Source organism: Paraburkholderia sp. SIMBA_053 (genome assembly GCF_046534895.1).
Taxonomy (GTDB): Bacteria; Pseudomonadota; Gammaproteobacteria; order Burkholderiales; family Burkholderiaceae; genus Paraburkholderia; species Paraburkholderia caledonica.
Window position 1 is genome coordinate 97,668 of record NZ_JAWRXU010000019.1, and the last position, 19,628, is coordinate 117,295.

General features: G+C 61.0%; 18 protein-coding genes. 3 read left to right on the forward strand and 15 right to left on the reverse strand.

From position 1 onward, the window contains the following. Position 1: 1 nt before the first annotated feature. From SB753_RS32020 to SB753_RS32045, 6 genes are all read right to left on the reverse strand, one after another. On the reverse strand, positions 2–769 hold the full coding sequence (locus SB753_RS32020; RefSeq protein ID WP_410803886.1) for a DUF969 domain-containing protein: 768 nt from the start codon (positions 767–769) through the stop codon (positions 2–4). A gap of 106 nt (positions 770–875) precedes the next feature. Beyond that, the gene (locus SB753_RS32025; RefSeq protein ID WP_410803888.1) at positions 876–2,324 is read right to left on the reverse strand and encodes an FAD-dependent oxidoreductase; all 1,449 of its coding nucleotides are present in this window, start codon (positions 2,322–2,324) and stop codon (positions 876–878) included. Next, positions 2,314–2,658 carry a (2Fe-2S)-binding protein gene (locus SB753_RS32030; protein WP_410803890.1) on the reverse strand — a complete coding sequence of 115 codons (345 nt, stop codon included), beginning with the start codon at positions 2,656–2,658 and terminating at the stop codon, positions 2,314–2,316. Before SB753_RS32030 ends, SB753_RS32025 begins: the two co-directional genes overlap by 11 nt. Next, on the reverse strand, positions 2,645–3,811 hold the full coding sequence (locus tag SB753_RS32035) for an NAD(P)/FAD-dependent oxidoreductase (protein WP_410803892.1): 1,167 nt from the start codon (positions 3,809–3,811) through the stop codon (positions 2,645–2,647). Before SB753_RS32035 ends, SB753_RS32030 begins: the two co-directional genes overlap by 14 nt. Beyond that, complete coding sequence (locus SB753_RS32040) at positions 3,808–5,535, reverse strand: hydantoinase B/oxoprolinase family protein (RefSeq protein WP_410803893.1); 1,728 nt, start codon at positions 5,533–5,535, stop codon at positions 3,808–3,810. The genes SB753_RS32035 and SB753_RS32040 overlap by 4 nt, the downstream gene beginning before the upstream one ends. Before the next feature lie 36 nt (positions 5,536–5,571). Beyond that, positions 5,572–7,614: a hydantoinase/oxoprolinase family protein gene (locus tag SB753_RS32045; RefSeq protein WP_410803895.1), complete on the reverse strand. Its 2,043-nt coding sequence runs from the start codon at positions 7,612–7,614 to the stop codon at positions 5,572–5,574. Between the two features lie 173 nt (positions 7,615–7,787). Here SB753_RS32045 and SB753_RS32050 point away from each other — a divergent pair, with 173 nt between their 5' ends. Then, on the forward strand, positions 7,788–8,702 hold the full coding sequence (locus SB753_RS32050) for a LysR family transcriptional regulator (RefSeq protein WP_410803897.1): 915 nt from the start codon (positions 7,788–7,790) through the stop codon (positions 8,700–8,702). Positions 8,703–9,327: 625 nt separating this feature from the next. Here the strand turns inward: SB753_RS32050 and SB753_RS32055 are convergent. The 5 genes from SB753_RS32055 to SB753_RS32075 all read right to left on the reverse strand — a co-directional run bounded on the left by SB753_RS32055 (position 9,328) and on the right by SB753_RS32075 (position 13,160). Then, positions 9,328–10,176 carry an SDR family oxidoreductase gene (locus SB753_RS32055; protein WP_410803898.1) on the reverse strand — a complete coding sequence of 283 codons (849 nt, stop codon included), beginning with the start codon at positions 10,174–10,176 and terminating at the stop codon, positions 9,328–9,330. 143 nt (positions 10,177–10,319) lie between these two features. Beyond that, entirely contained in the window at positions 10,320–10,778 is a 459-nt protein-coding gene (locus SB753_RS32060) for a MarR family winged helix-turn-helix transcriptional regulator (protein WP_410803900.1), read from the reverse strand. A gap of 51 nt (positions 10,779–10,829) precedes the next feature. Next, positions 10,830–11,711 (reverse strand): NmrA family NAD(P)-binding protein, encoded by an 882-nt coding sequence (locus SB753_RS32065; RefSeq protein WP_410803902.1) that lies wholly within the window; start codon positions 11,709–11,711, stop codon positions 10,830–10,832. A 152-nt stretch (positions 11,712–11,863) separates the two neighbouring features. Continuing rightward, a complete protein-coding gene (locus SB753_RS32070) occupies positions 11,864–12,352 on the reverse strand; it encodes a glutathione S-transferase family protein (protein WP_410803904.1) in 489 nt (162 codons plus the stop codon). A gap of 166 nt (positions 12,353–12,518) precedes the next feature. Next, positions 12,519–13,160, reverse strand: coding sequence for an HD domain-containing protein (locus SB753_RS32075; protein ID WP_410803921.1), 642 nt, complete (start codon positions 13,158–13,160; stop codon positions 12,519–12,521). Between the two features lie 131 nt (positions 13,161–13,291). Here SB753_RS32075 and SB753_RS32080 point away from each other — a divergent pair, with 131 nt between their 5' ends. After that, positions 13,292–14,329 carry a GlxA family transcriptional regulator gene (locus SB753_RS32080; protein ID WP_410803906.1) on the forward strand — a complete coding sequence of 346 codons (1,038 nt, stop codon included), beginning with the start codon at positions 13,292–13,294 and terminating at the stop codon, positions 14,327–14,329. 414 nt (positions 14,330–14,743) lie between these two features. Here SB753_RS32080 and SB753_RS32085 read toward each other — a convergent pair whose 3' ends face one another. The 4 genes from SB753_RS32085 to SB753_RS32100 form a co-directional block, all read right to left on the reverse strand. Then, positions 14,744–15,481, reverse strand: a complete 738-nt coding sequence (locus tag SB753_RS32085) for a GNAT family N-acetyltransferase (protein ID WP_006047420.1) — start codon at positions 15,479–15,481, stop codon at positions 14,744–14,746. A 464-nt stretch (positions 15,482–15,945) separates the two neighbouring features. Then, positions 15,946–16,539: a carbonic anhydrase gene (locus tag SB753_RS32090; RefSeq protein ID WP_410803909.1), complete on the reverse strand. Its 594-nt coding sequence runs from the start codon at positions 16,537–16,539 to the stop codon at positions 15,946–15,948. A gap of 415 nt (positions 16,540–16,954) precedes the next feature. Beyond that, positions 16,955–17,707, reverse strand: a complete 753-nt coding sequence (locus SB753_RS32095; protein WP_410803911.1) for a DUF2182 domain-containing protein — start codon at positions 17,705–17,707, stop codon at positions 16,955–16,957. A gap of 71 nt (positions 17,708–17,778) precedes the next feature. After that, positions 17,779–18,453: a DUF1326 domain-containing protein gene (locus SB753_RS32100; RefSeq protein ID WP_410803912.1), complete on the reverse strand. Its 675-nt coding sequence runs from the start codon at positions 18,451–18,453 to the stop codon at positions 17,779–17,781. A gap of 104 nt (positions 18,454–18,557) precedes the next feature. Between SB753_RS32100 and SB753_RS32105 the strand changes: the two genes are divergently transcribed. Continuing rightward, a complete protein-coding gene (locus SB753_RS32105) occupies positions 18,558–19,538 on the forward strand; it encodes a GlxA family transcriptional regulator (protein WP_410803914.1) in 981 nt (326 codons plus the stop codon). Positions 19,539–19,628: the final 90 nt, after the last annotated feature.

Consider the following 19,628-nt stretch of genomic DNA (forward strand, 5'->3'; position numbering starts at 1 on the left):
TTCAATGTCCCTCCGATTCGGAAGTCGTGGCGGCGACCGGCGCACTGCGGTGCACCGTGGCGGGCGGTGTTGTGAAGCCGTGCGGCGCAACCGCCCGAGCAATCTGTCCGTCAAGCCGGTACAGCCGCACCGCGTGAATCAGGAACGCCGCGAGCGCCGTTGGAATACCCCAGAACGCGATTGCGACGGGCGACACATCGACCTTCATCTCCGCGAGAAGCGTGTGCATCAGCATGATTCCGCCGAATGCGACAAAGATGTCCTCGCCGAAGAACAGGCCGACATTGTCGGTGGCGGCAGCGAACGCACGGATCCGATTGCGGATTTCGTCGGGCAGCGGACCGTGACGGTTCACCGCCGCGCCCTCGGCCATCGGCGCGATCAGCGGACGCACCATCTGCGCGTGGCCGCCAAGACTCACCAGTCCCAGCGCGGCCGACAACTCGCGCACGGCGAGATAACAGATCAGCAGACGCCCTGCCGTCGCGGCGCGCACATTGGATATCCAGTGCTGCGCCTGTTCGCGCAGCCCGTATCGTTCGAGCAAGCCGATCACCGCGAGCGGCAGAATGATGATCAACGGAAGATTGCGCGTCTTGACGAAGCCGTTGCCGATCTGCGTGAGAATCGCGACGACCGGCATCGACGCGAGCACACCCGTCACGACCGTCGCGCCCACGACGACAAGCATGGGATTGATACGCAACGCAAATCCGATCACGATGACGGCCACGCCCACCAATGGCCATAAATTCACTGCTGCGTGCATCTGCACCTCCGGAACAATTCGCGTCGAGACGACCAGGTTGATGAGATCAGGCGTCGTTGCAACGGGCGCCCGTTTGAAGCAGACAACAAAATTTTCAGCGCGGAACTCAGGCGGTGACGATCGACTTCTCGCCACCCTCGGTTGCGGGCAATGCGGCGATTTCCGCAAGCGTCAGCGGCTTGGTCGGGAAACGCAGCGTGTAGTAGCCGAGTTTGGGCATCGGCGTATCTGTTTCCTTCGACAACAGCTCGCCGACGGTCAGCCCGCACATGCGTCCCTGGCAAGGTCCCATCCCGCAGCGCAGGAATGCCTTCAACTGGTTGGGCCCGCTACAGCCGATCCGAGCGGCATCGACCACCTGTTGTGCTGTCACTTCCTCGCAGCGGCACACGAGCGTTTCGCCGCGCGGGATACGCATCGCGTCGGCGGGCCGGTACAACGTCTCGAAGAACGTGCGGCCTCGCACTGCACGCGCAATGTCCGTGCGTACTTCGTTTGCGCCCGCATCGCGCGACGTCGCATCGAGCACACCCGCGAGATGCGCAATCTGCAACGCAGCCAGTTCGCCTTGCGCCTCGGCTGCGCGCGCACCGCCGATGCCGCTGCCGTCTCCCGCGATGAAGATGCCCGGGCGCGTCGAATGCAGCCACGCATCGAGCTTCGGTTGCCAGCAGCATTGCGCGTCGTTCCATTCGTGCTCGCAACCAAGCGCATTCGATAGATTCACGTTCGGCACCACGCCCTGATGGATCAGCAGCGTATCGACGGCCACGCTGCCATGCGATCCGTCATCGAGCGTGTACTCGACGGCGTTCACCGCCTCGACACCCGTCGCGCGAAACGTCGCCACGTTGCCGACCACCTCGACGCGGCGCTTCACTTCGAGCAGCAGCGAGACGCCCTTCTTCAGATAGTCGCTGCGCAGGAAATCGAACAGATGCTTCATTGCCGAACGCCGTTGCGTGCGCGGCGTGGTGTCCAGCAACGCATCGATCCGGCCGCCCGCGCGCAATACCTGTGCGGCGTACAGCCACACCAATGGTCCGCAGCCCGCGAGCACGGTCGAGCCTTGCGGCACCGCGCCCGTCGTCTTCAGCAGCACCTGCGCGGCGCCGACCGTCATCACGCCCGGCAGCGTCCAGCCTGGCACCGGCACCGGCCGTTCCTGCGCGCCCGTCGCGAGCACTACGTACGCCGCCGACAACAGGCGCGATTTGCCCGCCGTGGACACGGCCATTCGCCAGTGCTCGCCAGTGCGGTCGATCTGCCATACCGTCGTCTGCGCGAGATGTTCGGCCTTGCTCGCGATAAAGCGCTCGAGCAACGTTTCGCCGTGCCAGTAATCGTCGCCGAGAATCTCACGCGAGGGCAGCGGACTCGCGCCGATCGCGCGATAGATCTGGCCGCCGGGCGCGGACTGCTCGTCGATCACCGCAACGCGCAGACCTTTCTCTGCAAGCCGTGACGCCGCACTCAGGCCCGCCGGACCCGCGCCGACGACGAGCGCGTCGTAACGTGCATCGATATTTGCATCGATAAGCGCTTCAGTCTTCATGCGCGGCCTCCGTGTTCGCATCGCCATCAACCGACAGGAGCCGCTCGCCGTGCTGCATCTTGACGCGCATGCCGTCGCATACAGGTATGAGGCAGCCCTGCTGATTCTGTTTTCCGTCGACTTCGACCAGACAGTCGAAGCACACGCCCATCAGGCAATACGGAGCACGAGCGCTGCCGCTGACGGGCGTCGTGCGGCATGCCCCAACGTTCGCGGCCACGAGCGCCTGTGCGACGGTCTGTCCTTCGAACGCGTTGACGGTCGTATCTTCGAATACGAAGGTCACGGCTCGACGCTCGCACGGCACTACCGCCTTCGCGCTAATGCGGAACATAGCTGACTCCTTCTGCGAAGCGCGTCGGCGAGAACGGCTCCATGCTCGTATCGAGTTCACCCGCCGCGAGTTGCGGCGCGAGGTCGAGCGCATGGGCGCCTGCCAGCGTCACGCCGCTGTGACAGGTCGCGGCAAACGCGCCGGGATATTGCGTCGACTGCGCATAGATCGGAAAACCATCCGGGGAAAGAACCCGCAACGCGCCCCACATACGCACCGCGCGCGCTTCTTCAAGTGCCGGGAACGTCTTCACCGCGCGACGCGCGAGCGCGCCGAGCACGCCCATGTCGGTGCTCTTGTCGAAACCGGCTTCGACTTTCGCTTCGGCAATCATCACCGTGCCTTCGGCGGTCTGACGCAACGTGAGAATGGGATGGCGCAAGAACGGCTTTATCCGTTCGAGCACGATGATCTCGCCGCGCTGCGGACGCACTGGTACATTCAGCCCGACCATCGGCGCGAGCCGCGCGTTGGCGAGACCCGCTGCCACGATCACGCGCTCGCACGTGTAGCGCTTGCCTGCCGCGCGAATCGCAAAGCCGCCGTTTGCAAGCGGTTCAATCTGGTCGACCGCATGATGCGGCCGATACACGACGCGCTTCTGCGCAAACGCCGTATGCAGCGCGCGCAGCAGACGCAGCGGATTGGCATGGCCGTCGTACTGCGTGTAACTCGCGCCGACCACTTCCGGCCCGATACCCGGATACATCGACTTCAGCTCCGCGCGATCGAGCAGGCGCCACGGATACTTCGGAAAACCCGGCTGCGCGTGGAGCTTTTCGAGGAACGTCTTGCGGCGCGCCCATTCGTCATCGGACAGAAGGATGTGCAGGCCGCCCGGCTGCGCGAGTTGCGGATCGACGCCCGTCATTTCCATCAGCTCGCTCGCGAGTTGCACCCATAGCATTGCGGAACGCAGCGTCCATGCGGCGTACTCGGGCATACCGAGCCCCTTGCTTTGCACCCACACGAGCCCGAAGTTGGCACGCGATGCGCGAAACGCGAGATCACCTTCGTCGAACACGGTGACCTCTTCGTCTTGCCGCGCAAGCCCGTATGCGATCGCCGAGCCGACGAGTCCGCCGCCGATCACGGCGAAGCGCGTGTGAGCGGCGTGTTGCGCACTCGTCGGCGTACTCTTCGGCGTGCTCACCGTGCCCCCGCCGCAGGCGAAAACGCGTACGCCTGGTGTGCCACTGCCGCCGAAACCTTACCGTCGCGCAGATCGCGCTCGACGGCCGCGCGCGGGCGCTCGAGCGGCGCGCCGTAGCCGCCGCCGCCCGACGTTTCAAGACGCACGCTTTCGCCGTCGGCGAGCGCGATGTTTGCCGTCTTCGACGACAGTTCCACGCTGCTGCCGCCCGTCTCCTTCACGAGCCGCGCACGGCGTCCGTCGAGTCCGCCGGCTACGCCCGCCGCGACACCCGTCACGTGACTGTCCGAACGCGCCGAGAACACGATGCCTTCGCCGAGCGCCGAAATCTGCTTCGCGATGGCGAGGCCGCCGCGCGTGCGTCCCGCGCCGCCCGAATCGGCGATCAGGGCATATTCGTCGACACGCAGCGGATATTCGTTTTCCAGCGCCTCGACTGGCAGATTGGATGTATTCGTCATATGCACGTGCACGGCGTCCATGCCGTCCACTTCGTAACGCGCGCCACTGCCGCCGCCAAGCGTCTCCAGATATACGAACGAGCCCGGACGCGACCGCAACGGACCCGAAAATACGATCGCGGGACAGCAGTCGTTCGACGACGCCATGATGCGTTCCTCGGGCAGCACGCCACGAAACGCGCCGAAGATCGCGCCGGCCACTTTCTGTGCGGTGATCGAGCGCGCGCCGACGGCTGCAGGCGGCGCAGGATTGGTAATCGTGCCGATCGGCGCATGAATTGTGATCGGCTCGAACAGGCCCGCATTAGCGGGCAACTCGGGATCGAGCAGCGCCTTCACCGCATAGTAGACGCACGCCTTGAGCGCGTTGTACGGCAGGTTCATCGCGCCGCGCGCCTGCTTGCCCGAGCCCGTGAAGTCGAAATGCAGCGTGCTGCCCTTCACTTCGATGCTGACCGCGATCGCCACCGGTTCGCCGCCGCCCAAGCCGTCGTCGTCGAGAAAGCTCTCGAAGCGATAGACGCCTTGCTGCAATTCTGCGATGCGGTTACGCAGACGGCGGCGCGTATAGCCGATCACATCGTCGACGGAGCGGCGCACGGCGTCGAGGCCCATTTGCGCGATCAGCTGCTCGACGGCCTGTGCGCCGCGCGCATTGGTCGCGATCTGCACGCGCAAATCGAGCGCGCGCTCTTCGGGATCGCGCGTGTTGTTGCACAGCAGACGCAGCATGTCTTCGTCGAGCGCGCCGCCGCGCGAGATGCGGACGGCGGGAATCCGGATGCCTTCCTCGAAAATCGAGCGAAGCCCCCCTGCGATCGAACCCGGCACCGCGCCGCCGACGTCCGCGTGATGGCCGACGTTCGCTGCGAAGAACACCAGTTCGCCGTCGGAGAACACCGGCGTAACGATGTTGATGTCGGGCAGATGGCTGCCGTTAGACAGATACGGATCGTTGCAGATGAAAACGTCGCCGGGTGCGATGGATTTGCCGGGATACTGCGCGAGCACCGATTCGACAGCGCCGTTCAGCGAGCCGAGATGCAGCGGAATCTGCGTGCCCTGCACGACGAGACGTCCACCCGCATCGAACAGCGCAACCGAGCAGTCCTTGCGCTCCTTGATGTTGGTGGAGAACGACGAGCGCACCAGCGTGTTGTTCATGTCTTCGCTGATCGACAGCAGCCGGTTCGCGAACACTTCCATTTCGATCGGATCGGCGAGCGCGTCTTCGGAAGGCATTGCGTGGGAAGCGGCATTCATGGTTGTTCCTCGTATTTCTTGAATGTTCAAACCTGCTCAGGCGACCCGCACGATCAGATTGCCGTGGGTATCGACGCGCAGTGAGTGCGTCGGCGCAAGCACGGTCGTCGAACTCATCTCCTCGACGACGGCGGGACCCTGCAACGTGACGCCGGCCGTGAGCCGCTCGCGGTCATAGACGCGCGTCATCAGCCAGCCGTGCTGCTTGCCGTGATAGACGCGACGCTCGCCGTCGAGCGCGACCGACGCATCGGCGCCTTCGGCTGCGGGCGACAGCGGCGCTTTCGGCACCGCGCCCACGGCCTTCAACCGGCAGTTGATGATTTCGATTGCGCGATCCGGCACGTCGTAACCATATTCGCGCGTGTGCGCGTCGCGGAAGCCCATCTCGAATGCAGCGTAATCGCCGAAATTGACGGAATGCATCGCCACCTGTACTTCGAAGTTCTGACCGACGTAGCGCGCATCGATTGCCATCACGTAGCTGCGCTGCGGCTGTGGCACGCCTTCCTGTTCGAGCCACGCGTCGGCCTGTTCGCGCAAGCCCGCGAACGCATCGACGATCGCGGGCCAGCCGGCTTCGTCGATCAGCGCGATCTGGCTTTTCACGAAGTCGAACGACACGTCCGACAGCAGAATGCCGCGCGCGCACATCGTCCCCGGTTCCTGCGGCACGATCACGGTCGAAATACCGCACTCCTCGGCTACTTCCAACGCGTGCAGCGGACCCGCGCCGCCGAACGCGTACAGCGCGAATTCGCCAAGGTCGTAGCCGCGCTCGGTCGAAACGGAACGGATCGCGCGCGCCATGTTCGCGTTGGCGATGCGGATGATGCCTTCCGCCGCGTCTTCGACGGGCAGGTTGAGCGGCGCGGCGACGCGCTGGCCGATCACGCGGCGCGCGCCTTCGGCGTCGACAGGCATGCGGCCCTTGAGCAACGCCACGGGATTCAGGCGTTGCAATGCGACTTCGGCATCGGTGATCGTCGGCTGTTCGCCGCCGCGCATGTAAGCGACGGGGCCCGGCACCGCGCCCGCGCTGTGCGGACCGACTTTCAGCGAACCGGCATCGTCGATCATCGCGATGCTGCCGCCGCCCGCGCCAATCACGTGGATATCGACCATCGGCGTCTTGACGGGATAACCCGCGACTGCACGCGTCGACGTGAAAAGCGGCGCGCCGTCATGGATCAGCGAAACATCGGTGCTGGTGCCGCCGACATCGAATGTGACGAGGTTGCGAAAGCCGATAGTGCGTCCAACGGCCGCCGCGCCGACTACCCCCGCGGCAGGACCCGACAGGCACGTGCGTACCGGGAACTGCCGCACCGTATCAATCGACATCAAGCCGCCGTTGGAATGCACCGTCGACGGCGCCCGGGCCACGCCCAGTTCTCTCACGCGGCGCAGGAAGCGTTCGAGGTAGAGCGCCATCTTAGGGCCGACGGTCGCGTTGAGCGCCGTCGTGGACAGCCGCTCATACTCGCGGAATTCGGGCAGCACGTCGCTCGACACGCTGATATAGGCGTCGGGAAACTCCGCGGCGACGATTTCACGTGCGCGACGCTCGTGCGTCGGATTGCGGTACGCGTGCAGAAAGCAGATGGTCACTGCCTTCACGTCGGCATCGCGCAGACGGCTGGCGGCTTCACGTACCGCGTTCTCGTCCAGCGGCACGAGCACGTTGCCTTGCGCGTCCATCCGTCCCGCCACTTCGATGCGATGCTCGCGCGCCACCAGCGCGGGCGCCTTGCCGACGCTGTAGTCGTAAAGATGCGGACGCGTCTGGCGGCCGATTTCCAGCACGTCGCGAAAGCCCGCCGTCGTGATGAGTCCAGTCAGCGCGCCCTTGCGCTCAATGATCAGATTGGTCGCGACCGTCGTGCCGTGGCCGACGTGCGAGACATCTGCGGCCGACAGTCCGCGCATCACCAGAAGCTCGTCGATGCCATTGCCGATCGCCTCGGACGGGTCGGACGGCGTCGATGGAACCTTGTGGAAAAAGGTGTCTCCGCTGCGTTCGTCGGTGATCACAAAGTCGGTGAAGGTGCCGCCGACGTCAATGCCGATTCGATACATGATGTTTGATGCCCTTGCCGTGGAATGAGTCGTTCATGCGGATAGTCAGAGACGTCACAACTGGCGATTACGCTAAGCTGTCACACCGCTGAAACGATGAAATGATGGTAAGGCGCGGCAAACGCGGTCAGCAGCAACGCCATAAATACTGGTATCGACAGCATTTGTAGACAATGGAAAAAATTCCCGACCTCAATCTTCTGCTTCATCTCGACGCGCTGGTCCGCTGCGCCAACGTCTCGCGGGCAGCCGAGCATCTGGGCATCACGCAATCGGCGATGAGTGCAGCGCTGTCGCGCTTGCGCCGCGTGTTCAACGATCCGCTGCTGGTTCGGGAAGCCAATGCCACCGTGCTGACCGATCGAGCGACGGCGCTTGCGGCGCAGTTTCGACCGCTTCTCGAACAATGGCTGGACGTGACGCTGGAGCGCGGCCACTTCGACCCTGCGCAATCGCGCCGCATTTTCACGCTGTACGCGAGCGACTACGTCCAGTTCGCGCTGCTGCCGGCGCTCGCAGCGACGCTCACTGACGAGGCGCCGAATATTTCGCTGAGCGTGGTGCCCGCCAAACCGCATCACGGGCTGGCCATGCTGGAATCGAATCACGTCGAGTTCGTCGCGGGTTACTACCCGACGCCGGGCAGCACGCTGCGCATGCGTCCGCTATTTGAGGATCAAGTCGTTTGCATCGTGCGCGAAGGGCACCCGTCGCTCGACAAGGACTGGAGCCTGGACGCGTGGCTATGCTATGGCCATATCGATCTGGCCGCACACACACGAAATGCAGGCGAACTGCTCGATCGCAGGCTGGAGCAGATGGGCAAGCGGCGCAGTGTGCGCATGACAATGTCGAGTTATCTCGCGGCGCCGTCGGTTGTCGCGCGCTCCGACCTGATCGCGAACCTGCCTGAGTCGGTCGCGCTCCAGTTCGCCAGACAGGGATTTGTTCTCAGGCCAGTACCTATTGCGGTGCCGCCTATCCGAATCTCGCTTTACTGGCACGAGCGCTATCAGAACGACGCAGGCCACGCGTGGTTTCGCCATTACGTCACGCGAAATGCGAAGGAAACGACGACAAACGGCTAGAAATAGTGCTTTGATCCATGAACACTGACTGCTTGCTGATGCGCAGCGGCCATTTCAATGTGCTGGCGCAAGATCGGACCAAAGTCTCTTCCTGGCCGATCACTGACGGCTGTTTCGGCGATTGATCCTCTCAACACTGACGGTGGCTTTGGCTGGACGGTTTCCCGCAACGGCAGCGGACAGACCTCAGCGTGCATCGCTTCGACTGTGTAGATTTGCATTGCACGTCGTATGCGGTCTTTAAGAACGCCGCTCTTAGGTCACTGGAAGCGAGGGCGGAGTTCCATCGTTAAGAAGTTGACGAGTTAGCCATCCTGATTTGTCTTTACACCGGGTGCTGATGTTAATCTGTGAATCAGCCGCTCGATGGAAGGGTGTCCTTCGTCGACCGCTTACTGCACGTCACCCAGTCCGCATATTCCGTCAGCGGCACGACTTGAGCAGAACACTTTCGTCGTCATGCCTGTGAACGCGCTTCATGAGCGGATCGCAGCTATCGACGGTGCACAGAACATCGGCGACTTCGATGGCTGCGCCACAGTCCATCTACGATGACCTCAGCTTCCGAACCGGCCGCTCCGCACTGCATATCAGCCGGCTGGTATGCAGTGCCTGAGCCCAGCGGCTACCCATGCCGCAAACCGTCTACATCGGTCGAATGCGCCAGTTCCTTTTGGGCCTCGAGCATGGTGAGACGCTCAGTCAGGGCTTTATGAACGAGTGCGTACGCGTCACTCCCCAACGTCAGCCGCTTCGGCGCCGGCTGCTGGTCCGCCGATGCGATGATCGCCGAAGCAACCTTGCGTGGATCGCCCGGAAACATGGCGAGGCCGGCTGTCGCCGTCATGCGGCGAAATTCTCCTGCAGGCGTCTTGTCATACACGTCCAATGCCTGCGCCATGTCCGCGCTCGATGAGGCGAAACTGGTGCGCGATGCGCCAGGTTCGACCAGCGTCACTTCGATGCCAAACGGGGCGATCTCCGGCCTCGTACCTTCGAAAAAGCCCTCAATGCCCCACTTGGTGGCGGCGTAGACGCCCATGGTCGGGTACGCCGCCTGGCCGACTGACGACGAAATCTGGATGATTCGACCGCCACCTTGCCGCCGCAGGTTGGGGATCGCCGCACGCGCAACCTGAATCGAACCAAGCAGATTCGTATCGAGCTGTCGCTCGATCTGCGCGTCTCCGACTTCTTCGGCGGCGCCGAACAAGGCATAGCCCGCGTTGCTTACGACGACGTCGATACGCGCCAGCTCCGAAAACGCGCGGTCGATGACCCTACGCACCGCTGAGCTGTCCGTGACATCAAGGATCGCGACCCAAAGACGTTCGCCATATTGCGCGGCAAGGTCCTCGAGAGCATTGGGTTTGCGAACCGTCGCCGCGACGCGGTCGCCGCGCTGGAGAAGGAGCTCTGCAAGCTCGCGTCCAAAACCGCTACTTGCACCTGTGATGAACCATGTCTTCGACATTCGATTGTCCTCCGTATGGTTAAGTCGTTCCCGCTGTCAGTCTGCCCTTGCAAAGCTGACCCGCTGCAGGGCTACGTTTGAGATCGCAACGCAAGGTACTGTCGATTCGAACCGCACAGTCGACGAAACAGCCAGAAAAGCGATCATTCAAGCGAAGATGCCGTCCCATTGTCGACCTTCATCTGCGCAAGACTGCGACGCAGCACGGCCACATTTTTCGGCCCGTTCAAGACGCTGAACTGATGCTGCGCCTCGCGCCAGAGCGGCGCCGCCCGTTCAAAAAGATCCGTTCCCTCCGGGGTGAGTTCGACGATTCGAATGCGACCGTCCGTGGGAGACGGCCGCATCGTCACAAAACCATCGCGCTCCAGAAAACCGATCATCTTTCCCATCGCGGTCCGTTCGATGTCGAGGCGTTCGGCCAGGGCATTGACCGAGGCGCTCCGCTGTTCATTCAAGGTCGCCAGGATAAGAAATTGCGTGATGCGAAGGCCGGATGGCTGGAGACAGGCGTCGTAAAGACGCGAGATCTGACGTGCCGCCTTCCTCACCGCAAAGCAGTTGCATTGATCGACCCCGATGGGTTGGTTTTCCGGCGGCATCTCGTTTCCTCCTCAACGTTAGTTAAATTGCCCACGCTCTTTGCGCGTTCGTCAGGCGAAAGCGCTGCGATACTTCTCAATGAAAGCTGGGACGGAAAGCGCCGGCGTTCCGGTGATCTTCTCGACGGCATCGTTAGTACCCTGAAACACCCCTTCCCGATAGTGCTGCGCGACTTCGACAAGGTGCTGCACAAGGAACGGAGGGAACTTGTACACCTGCTCCATCTGTCGCTTGAAATCTTCTATCGATGTCGGAACGTATTCGATCGCCACGCCGAGCACCTCGCTCATGGCTGCAGCGATTTCCGTATGGTTCATCTCCACCGGACCGTTGAGAGTGTAAGTCTTGCCGCCATGGCCTGCGGGACTCGCCAGAATGTGGGCAATAACCCGTCCCTGGTCGTCGGTGCTGATCGGGGCATGGCGGCCGTTCGCAAAAGGGAAATCGATCTTCTTTCTGGCCCAGATTTCCTTCGCGAAATGCGGGTAGACGAGCCAATCCGCAAAGAAGGTGGGCCGCAGATGCGTCGTAGGCACACCCGACCAGTCGAAGACCTGCTCCGAAATCCAGTGGTCCTGTGCCGCATGGCTGGTCGACTCTCGCCGCGCCGAAATCTGCGACATGTTGACGATCGCAATGACACCAGCTTCCTTCGCGGCCTGCGCGAAATAGGCTGCAGCGCCAAGAATCCCAGGCGCGATCGGGTGAAGGAAGTACGCTGAACTGACACCCTCCATAGCCGCACGGATGTCATCGATGTTGGAGAAATCTCCGACGGCGATTTCAACGCCGCGTGCCCTCAGCGCCGCTGCCCGCTCGTCGTCCGAGCGCACGTAAGCGCGTACACGCCTGCCCATGTGGAGCAGTTCGTCGATGGCCGCACCGCCGGTACGGCCGGTTGCTCCGCTTACAAGAATGGTCGCTTCGTTCATGATCTTGATCCTTTTAAATTAAGAGCATATGCTCCTTGCAGTCAATATAGAAGCATATGCTCCTAGTTGCAAGTTCTTTTTGACGCTGATGGCTGGGCAGGCAATTTTCGGGTGGAATCGTAAGACCTTGCCGTTCTTGAATGAGAGCCGCGCTAGGACGCTCCCCTGCCACGAACGACGCCGGGCCGCGCGTTGATCCTCGTGAACCAGGCATTGAGCAACGGCAATCCAGGCCAGTCGATGTCATACCGCACTGCAAAGGCGCTCGTGTAGACCCCGATGTCGACGAGTGTGAAGCCGTCACCCGCCATGTATGGGGCGTCACTGACGAATCGTTCGGCCTGAACGAGAGCCTCGAGCGAGCGGCCGGCTAAAAATCCGGCGCTGTGTTCGTCACCTTCTCGTGTCAGGGAAAAAGCGCTGCGGTTGGGTGCGATAACTTCAGTGACGAAATAAAGCAGGCGCTCGAAAAACAGGCCTGCTGCCGGGCCCGAATCAGGTATTAGCCTTTTGCGAGATCGACTCGCTACATACAGCATGATCGCGTTTGCCTGGGCGAGGATAAAATCCGCCTCCGCCAGGGCAAAGGCCGCTCTTCGGCTGTTGCCTGTTTGCGCTCCGTGAAGACGGACTGCTGCCACGAGCGGATCTCCCACAACGTTCAGGGCCAGCGCCTTAGTTCATAAGCGCGCCCTTCCAACATCAACTGACACCGTGGCCGAGCGCGAAAGAGAGGAGCGCAGAAACGCGCTTCGCGCGCCACATCTGTCGTGTCCCAGGCAGAGTGCGCGCTAGCGACGCGTGATGTCAGCTTTCAAACGGAGCATGATTGATCAGATCGCACACGTTCGGAACGTCGAAACCATGTACGTGGCGACGCCCGATATCGGCGATGCCAGTGCCCACAGTCGTATGGGGTTTCTTTCTCGCAACTTCAGCCAACGCTTCGGTAAACGCCGCTTTAAATCCGAGACGGGGGTAAAGCGCGAGCGTGTCATCGATGAGTGAGGGCGTGACTTCGTCCAGAAAGAGTCCAAAGACGTCGAGATGGGCGCCCATATAGACGAGAGCGATTTCTGGCTGCTTGCGGTCGGCGAGGCCGCCAGCAGAGTGAAGCGCGATTGCGTCCCATACGAGTTCGGTTTTCGATTCCGGGTAGCCATGGGCCAGCAAAAGGCGGCTGGCCGCATCGGCGCCGTCCACTTCAAAGCGTTGGTCTGCGGCAAATTCATCCGTAAGGCCCAGATCGTGAAGCAGGGACGCGAGGTACACCGCTTCGCGATCGTATTTCAGACCTCGCCTCCTGCCGAGGAATTCGGCGAACCACCATGTCCGATGCACGTGATGCATCATCGCTGTGGAATGGACCCTTTCGACGAGCGAAGCGGCTTTGGCGGCGATGTCCGAGTTCGGAGCACTAACTCCTCCGACAATCACAGGTTCACGCATGGCATGCCCTCCGGACATGTGAAGTTGCATAGCAGGTCCAGTCTAGAGAGTTGGAGGACGGCGGAAATGACGGTTTCTGGGCGATTCGTGCCACAATTGCTGCCTATGCATGAACATGCGAATGCGCCTCTATGAGCAAACGGACGAAGCCGCTCGACCCGCCTGCAGGCGCAACGGCCAAGCGGGTTGTGATATTGGGCTTGCCTCCGGTGGACGCGCTCGACGTGATCGGCCCAGCGGAAGTATTCGCGTGGGCGAATCAGTTGCACGGCGGCAAAACTGCCCCCTATGCACTCGAACTGGTCTGCGCGGCTGCCAATGTGCATCTGGAGAGCGAAACAGGTATTGGGCTCATGGGGCATCGCACTCTCGAACAGGAGCGTAGTGCGAACAAACCGATCGACACGCTGCTCGTGACTGCGGGCTCCAGAACATTCGATCAACTTGATCAGACAGCCATAGAGTGGATCCGAATGCGTTCGCAGACAGTACGGCGCGTGTGCTCGATATGTGTCGGAGCGTTTGCCCTGGCTGCTGCAGGCGTTCTGGATGGACGCAGGGCGACGACTCATTGGGGCATGGCACGGCGCCTGGCGCAGCGCTATCCCAAGGTACAGGTTGATCCGGATCCGATCTGGGTGAAAGACGGCAATGTGTACACGTCGGCGGGCATATCGTCGGGAATAGACCTCGCGCTTTCCCTTGTGAGCGAAGACCTGGGAAATGACTTCGCTTTGGAGATTGCCAAAAATCTGGTCCTGTTTTTACGCCGTCCCGGAGGACAGGCGCAGTTTAGCGTCGCACTTCAGTCACAGCGTACGCATAATTCAAGTCTGGACGAATTGTGCCTCTGGATCGGTGAGCATCTGCATATGGACCTTACGGTCGAGATACTGGCAACCCGCCTGTCAACCAGCGTCAGGACGCTGATGCGCATCTTCCAGCGGGAATTGCAGACCACTCCCTCGAGATACGTCGAACGCGTCCGGCTCGAATCGGTCTGTCGTTCGCTTGAACTCGGGGAGCGATCGATGGAAGAGATCTGTCGTCGGAGCGGGTATCACAGCGTCGACGTCCTAAGGAAGGCATTTGCACGCCGCTTCGGGGTAAGCCCAAAAGATTACGCGCGGCGGTTCGCGACAAGCAGCGAGCTATCTCAGGTCGGCTAGCATTGGCCGGTTGAGCATGAAGGTGCTTAGTTCTGCGCAGAGCATACTGCGGAATCGGCGCTCGTATCCTGCTGTATGGCCCGATCTGATAGCTACCCCGCAGGTAATCGTTCCCGCGAGCACGCGAGTGCTGCCGCGACAACTCCGCTATGCAAACGCTCACGGGGTTAATGTCGGTCAGCAAACAGGCAGAAGCAGCGGGCATCGACATCGAAGGCGAGCTTCTTCCAGGAGGATCAACCGGTCGCCAACGCGCAGGCGTTCGCCGCCTTTCTCACGTCGGCCGCATAAGCCGAGTGGATAGCCTATGCGAAGCCTCCCTTATGCGACACCCGACACGTACTCGACTATCTGGGCCGCTACACCCGACCCACCGACGCTTGGCTATCTGGTCATGCTCTAGCAATTCGTCGTTCAGGTTTCGCCAGCCGGCGAGTGTACGATCGCTGTCACGTGGAGAGTTCGCGCAATCCGGAAGCCAAGCTCTCTGTACAGGCGAATAGCAGGAGTATTCGTCGTGAACACGTGCAAGAACGGGATGCGGTCGTGTTGCTGAATCGATGCCGATACATGCTCCACCAGCAGTCGTCCCAACCCCTTACCACGCCAATCCGGATGCGTACATACGGCGCTGACCTCCACGTGCCTGCCCGCGGCCATGCGCTCTCCCGCCATGGCCACAAGTCGCCCTTTCTCGCGAATACCGAAGAAGTTGCCCAATTCATTCGTGCGCGAATTGAAAGGACCCGGTCGAGTAATCTCGACCAGCTGCAACATATCCGAAACGTCGTCGGGTCCAAGGCGGACAACTCGGGCGTCGGAAGACTGCCGAAATTTTTTTTCTGCAATCATCTGGTGGCCGTTGGCGTCGAGCGTCACAGCGTAGCCAGAAGGTATCTCTGGTTTCATCGCAGTAAAGAGGATAAGGCTCTGACCGGGCGGCAACATGGCTGCGATTTGGGCGACGCTCTCTGCACTATATTCACGCGCAGCGCCAAAGGGCGCAAATTCTCGCCGGTATCTCGCGCCGCCTTTAAAACGTTCGACACACTCCTGCGGCGCTTCCGACAAAGACGCCCAGACTACGTTGGCGAGATACTCATCGGATTCGATATCTGCTGCTCCGACTACGTCAGTTTTAGGTGGCTCCATGGCGTACTCTTGAGGTTTGATGGATTTTTTGATTCGGTCGGTATCTTTGATACGGCTTGCATCCGCTCAAAGGCAGCGGCGCGCTCCAGAGTAGAACGCTGAAGGGCGTCGGCCGCTCGGTCGATCTCAAAGAGGCCTCACACGATGACTCAACGCCTGGCACCTTCAGTAGCTCGATCGATCTTTCCTTTCTGAATCAACGTCCGAACATGTCACCAGCCCTCAGAACGAGCCGGATGCAGCCCCGCCAGTAGCTTTCCGCAGTCGCCCGAGTACCTCTCACTCCAATTCGGCCTCGTTTGGCTGAAAGTGAATGACGGTTTTAGGGGCACGGCGCGAAATATGCCACCGTCAATGCCGGCCTCGCGGCCATCGGGACAACCGCTGAGTGACCAGAATCAGACCCCTGCGAAGATAGATGGGCCCGGCAGGCAGCGCTTTGCCGGACCGTCACGCCCGCTTGTTTATGCTGGCTTCCGGGCTGGAATGTCTCGCACTACTTCAGTCAACTCGCCGGTATCAATGTTGTAGAACAAGCCATAGAGATTGAAATGTTTCGGCACACCTGGGCTAGCGCGAAGTAGCTCAACGTCGTATTTGAGCGATTTCTCGTAATCCTCAATGCAGAGGCTATCGCGATCGTACGACTTCGAGATATCCGCGCCATGATCGTGATGGAACGCGTCGATAATGCCATCCGCGGTGAAGGCCGTCGCGCCGCAGAAAGAGTGGTGTACCACGACGACATTCTGCATCCGGAAGAGAAACTCCATTGTCGAAACCGATTGCAGCGCGGCGACAGCCCGGCCACCCGCGTTAGATACGGTAAACAAGGTCGCCGTATGTCCGACCCGGCTGCCGTGTTCGTCGATGATGTTCTCGCCGGGGTAAATCTCCCCAAAATGCTCGGCAACCTTCTTTGGAATTTCGCTTGCCCGAGGATCGAAGCAGTACACCACGATCGTCTTCATCGGGATGAACGTGGGTATCAGGTCACGGATAGTGGATGCGTCGTACCAAGGCTGCTTCCTGAATTGGAAATCATTGAAGTTCGGCATATATTTGCTCCAGTTACCTGCTTCTCAGTGTGTGGTGAAGGCAGTCGTACCCTCTTGTGTATCGATAATCTCCATGCTCCGCGTTTGCTGCAATTCGATCGCACGCACAACGCAGCCGACGCGCGCCTTTGCGACCGTGCAAACGTCAAGGTCGCTACCGCGGCAAGCGCAAGAAACGGCAAAATCGTTGCGTTCACTACCGACCAGCCGAAGCGCGCCAGCATCTGTCCCGCGCCCAGCGATCGAGCGTGGTGGCATCGGATCGTATTGATAGGGCTGCTGAGGCCCCAATCGTCGCATTAACGGCATTGGCTGAATGACAATTTCGCGTCAGTTCCTGCCTACTGCTCCCGGCGTCTTGTCTACACCGCGGCCTTCTTCGCTCAACAGATTTCTGCAATTTTTCGCCACTTCGTCATAGCCCACGACAGATGCTGGCGAACATCATGGGATCCTTGAGAAGAGGTGCCGTCCCGGGGGACACGGCGATCCAGATCCCCATGACGCACAAGAAGGAAGCAATCGGAGTTGCCAGCTTCTGGCCCTTCGGCAGGACTTTTTCGGCGAACATGAACAGCGTCAGCAACGCCATCCAGGTCAGGCTCATTGCGCCGACAGCGAACATCACTGCCATGAGCGCCCAGCAACAACCGACACAAACCAGTCCGTGCCGGAAGCCCATCCTGACAGCACCGAAATTGCCTTCCCGCCAGTAGCGCGCGAAAAACGAGAGAGGCGTGCGGCATCCCGTCAGGCAAACCTGCTTCAGGGACGAGACCTGAAAGAGACCCGCAATGATCAGCACCGAGCCGGCCAGCGACGGTCCCGCGCGATTCCACGCGATCATCTCTGGGCTGACTGCCCGAATGGCCAGGTCCAGAAGATAGGCCCCAAGGCCGTAGGCGACCCAGGCTATGCCGTAGCCGGCGACAAAGCTGGTCATGACGCTTGGACGCGCGGCGGATGCCCTGTCGCGCGACCTGAGCACCGCAGCGAACGCTGCAATGTAGTTGAGTTCGGACGGTAGCATCATTGCGGTCAGCATCACCACCCAGCCTGCGAGAAAGACCGGCAGATTGTGCAGCGGCGTTCCCGGCCCTTCGTCCATGCCGCCCATGAGCACTAGCGCGCAGAGCCAGGCCGAAAGGCTGAGTGCCAGGACAGCCATCGTCCAGCCGAGGGCCGGCTGTCCCCGTCCCAGAGCGGACGCTGCAGATCGCGAAGCGGACAGTACGGCTCTCATGGCGCGTCCGGTCCATGCCAGTTGAACGGGATATGCTTGCTGGCCTGACCGGCCGGGATGTTCTGATCAAAGCCGAACGCCTTCCAGCGGCCCGCCACGCTCTTGCCCCAGGTCACCGGGGCGTCGGTCGGACCGACCTCGCTCCCCGGCGGGTTGTAGCTCTGGAGACGTTTCGTCGGATCGGAGGTCGGGCCGCTCATGGCCCTGCCGCTCGCCTCGACCTTGTCCTCGACCGCCACGCTCCACCGTTCGAGCGCACTGTCGACCTCGACTGAAATGTTGGCAAACTCGACGCCCTTGATTCCGCTCACATGTGTCGGCACGAACTGCTTCATCCACCCCCCGGCCTGGCCGGTGAAGATCGCCACCAGCGCCTGCCGCTGGTCCTCGTCGGACGCGGCGTCGAAGAACACGCCGGGGTTCAGCATCGCGCCGTCCCAGAGATTCCCGGTAAATCCGGCAATCAGGACAACCTTCAGGCCCGCCATCGGCGTCGCGCCGTAGTGCCCCTCATTGATCCTGTAAGCCCAAAGCACCTCGCAATGATTATTGGTCGGAGGCTGGGCGAAGGTGCAAGGACACGGCGAATTGCACGAGCACACGTCGAACCACTCACCGGCGATCTGCCATTCTGGAATCACATCGATGTTTTCAGATATCTGGTCTGTCATTGCCTGCCCTTCTGGCTGATCCAAGAAATTGTCTGGACATCATGAGCCTGACGCCTGATTATCATCAGTGTCGAAATCGACATTAACCAAGGCAATATCGACATATGGCGTCACATCCTCCAAACGAAATTGGCATCGTCGAATTTCCAGGCGCGCAGCTCGCAGCCATACATGGTTTGATTGATTTATTTGAGGTTGCAGAGCGGTTCGCCGCGCAGCATCACAAAGAGCAAACGGCCTTCCTTAGGGTGAGCCGATGGCGTCCTGATGCGCCGGGCAAGGCTCCAGTTAGAAGCCCCAATATTGCCAGGGACGCTAACAGGTCACCCGCCGTGCTCATATTGCCGCCGCGCCTTGGCGGACCGCTGTCACGGGAAGACGCAGTGCCATTCGTTGACTGGCTGCTGAGCCATCATCGTGCAGGGGCAACGCTCGCCTCCATATGCGGAGGCGCGTTTCTGCTGGGTGAAACAGGCCTTCTGGCCGGACGATCGGCGACGACACATTGGGCTCATGCAGAGATATTCCGGCAGCGGTTTCCCGATGCACGTCTGGATACCGACAAGCTCGTCATCGATGACGGCGATATCATCTGCGCCGGGGGAATGATGGCGTGGATTGACCTTGGTTTAAAACTGGTCGACCGTTTTCTAGGGCCGACCATCATGGCCGATACTGCGCGCTTTTTACTGGTCGATCCTCCCGGCCGCGAGCAACGCTACTACAGCGTTTTTTCTCCGAACCTGACCCATGGCGATGCCGCCGTGCTGAAAGTCCAACATTGGCTTCAGGCCACCGGCGCCAAAGATATGGCTCTCGCATCGCTCGTCTCGCAAGCCGGACTGGAAGAACGGACCTTCCTGCGGCGATTTCGAAAGGCGACCGGCCTGACAGCCATCGACTACTGTCAGAGACTGCGCGTTGGAAAGGCGCGCGAGATGCTCCAGTTCAGTAACTTGCCTGCGGAGACAATTGCGTGGGAGGTCGGTTACGGCGATGCGGGGGCGTTCCGCAAGATTTTCAACAGGGTTACAGGGCTCACACCGGGCGAATATCGTCGACGATTTAGCGTGAACCGAATCTAGAGCCGGGGATCCATGTCAACGGCACTCAGGAATTGATACAGTTTCTGTCGGCATCGGCACTTCAGATTTGATACACCGGGTTGTAGTGTT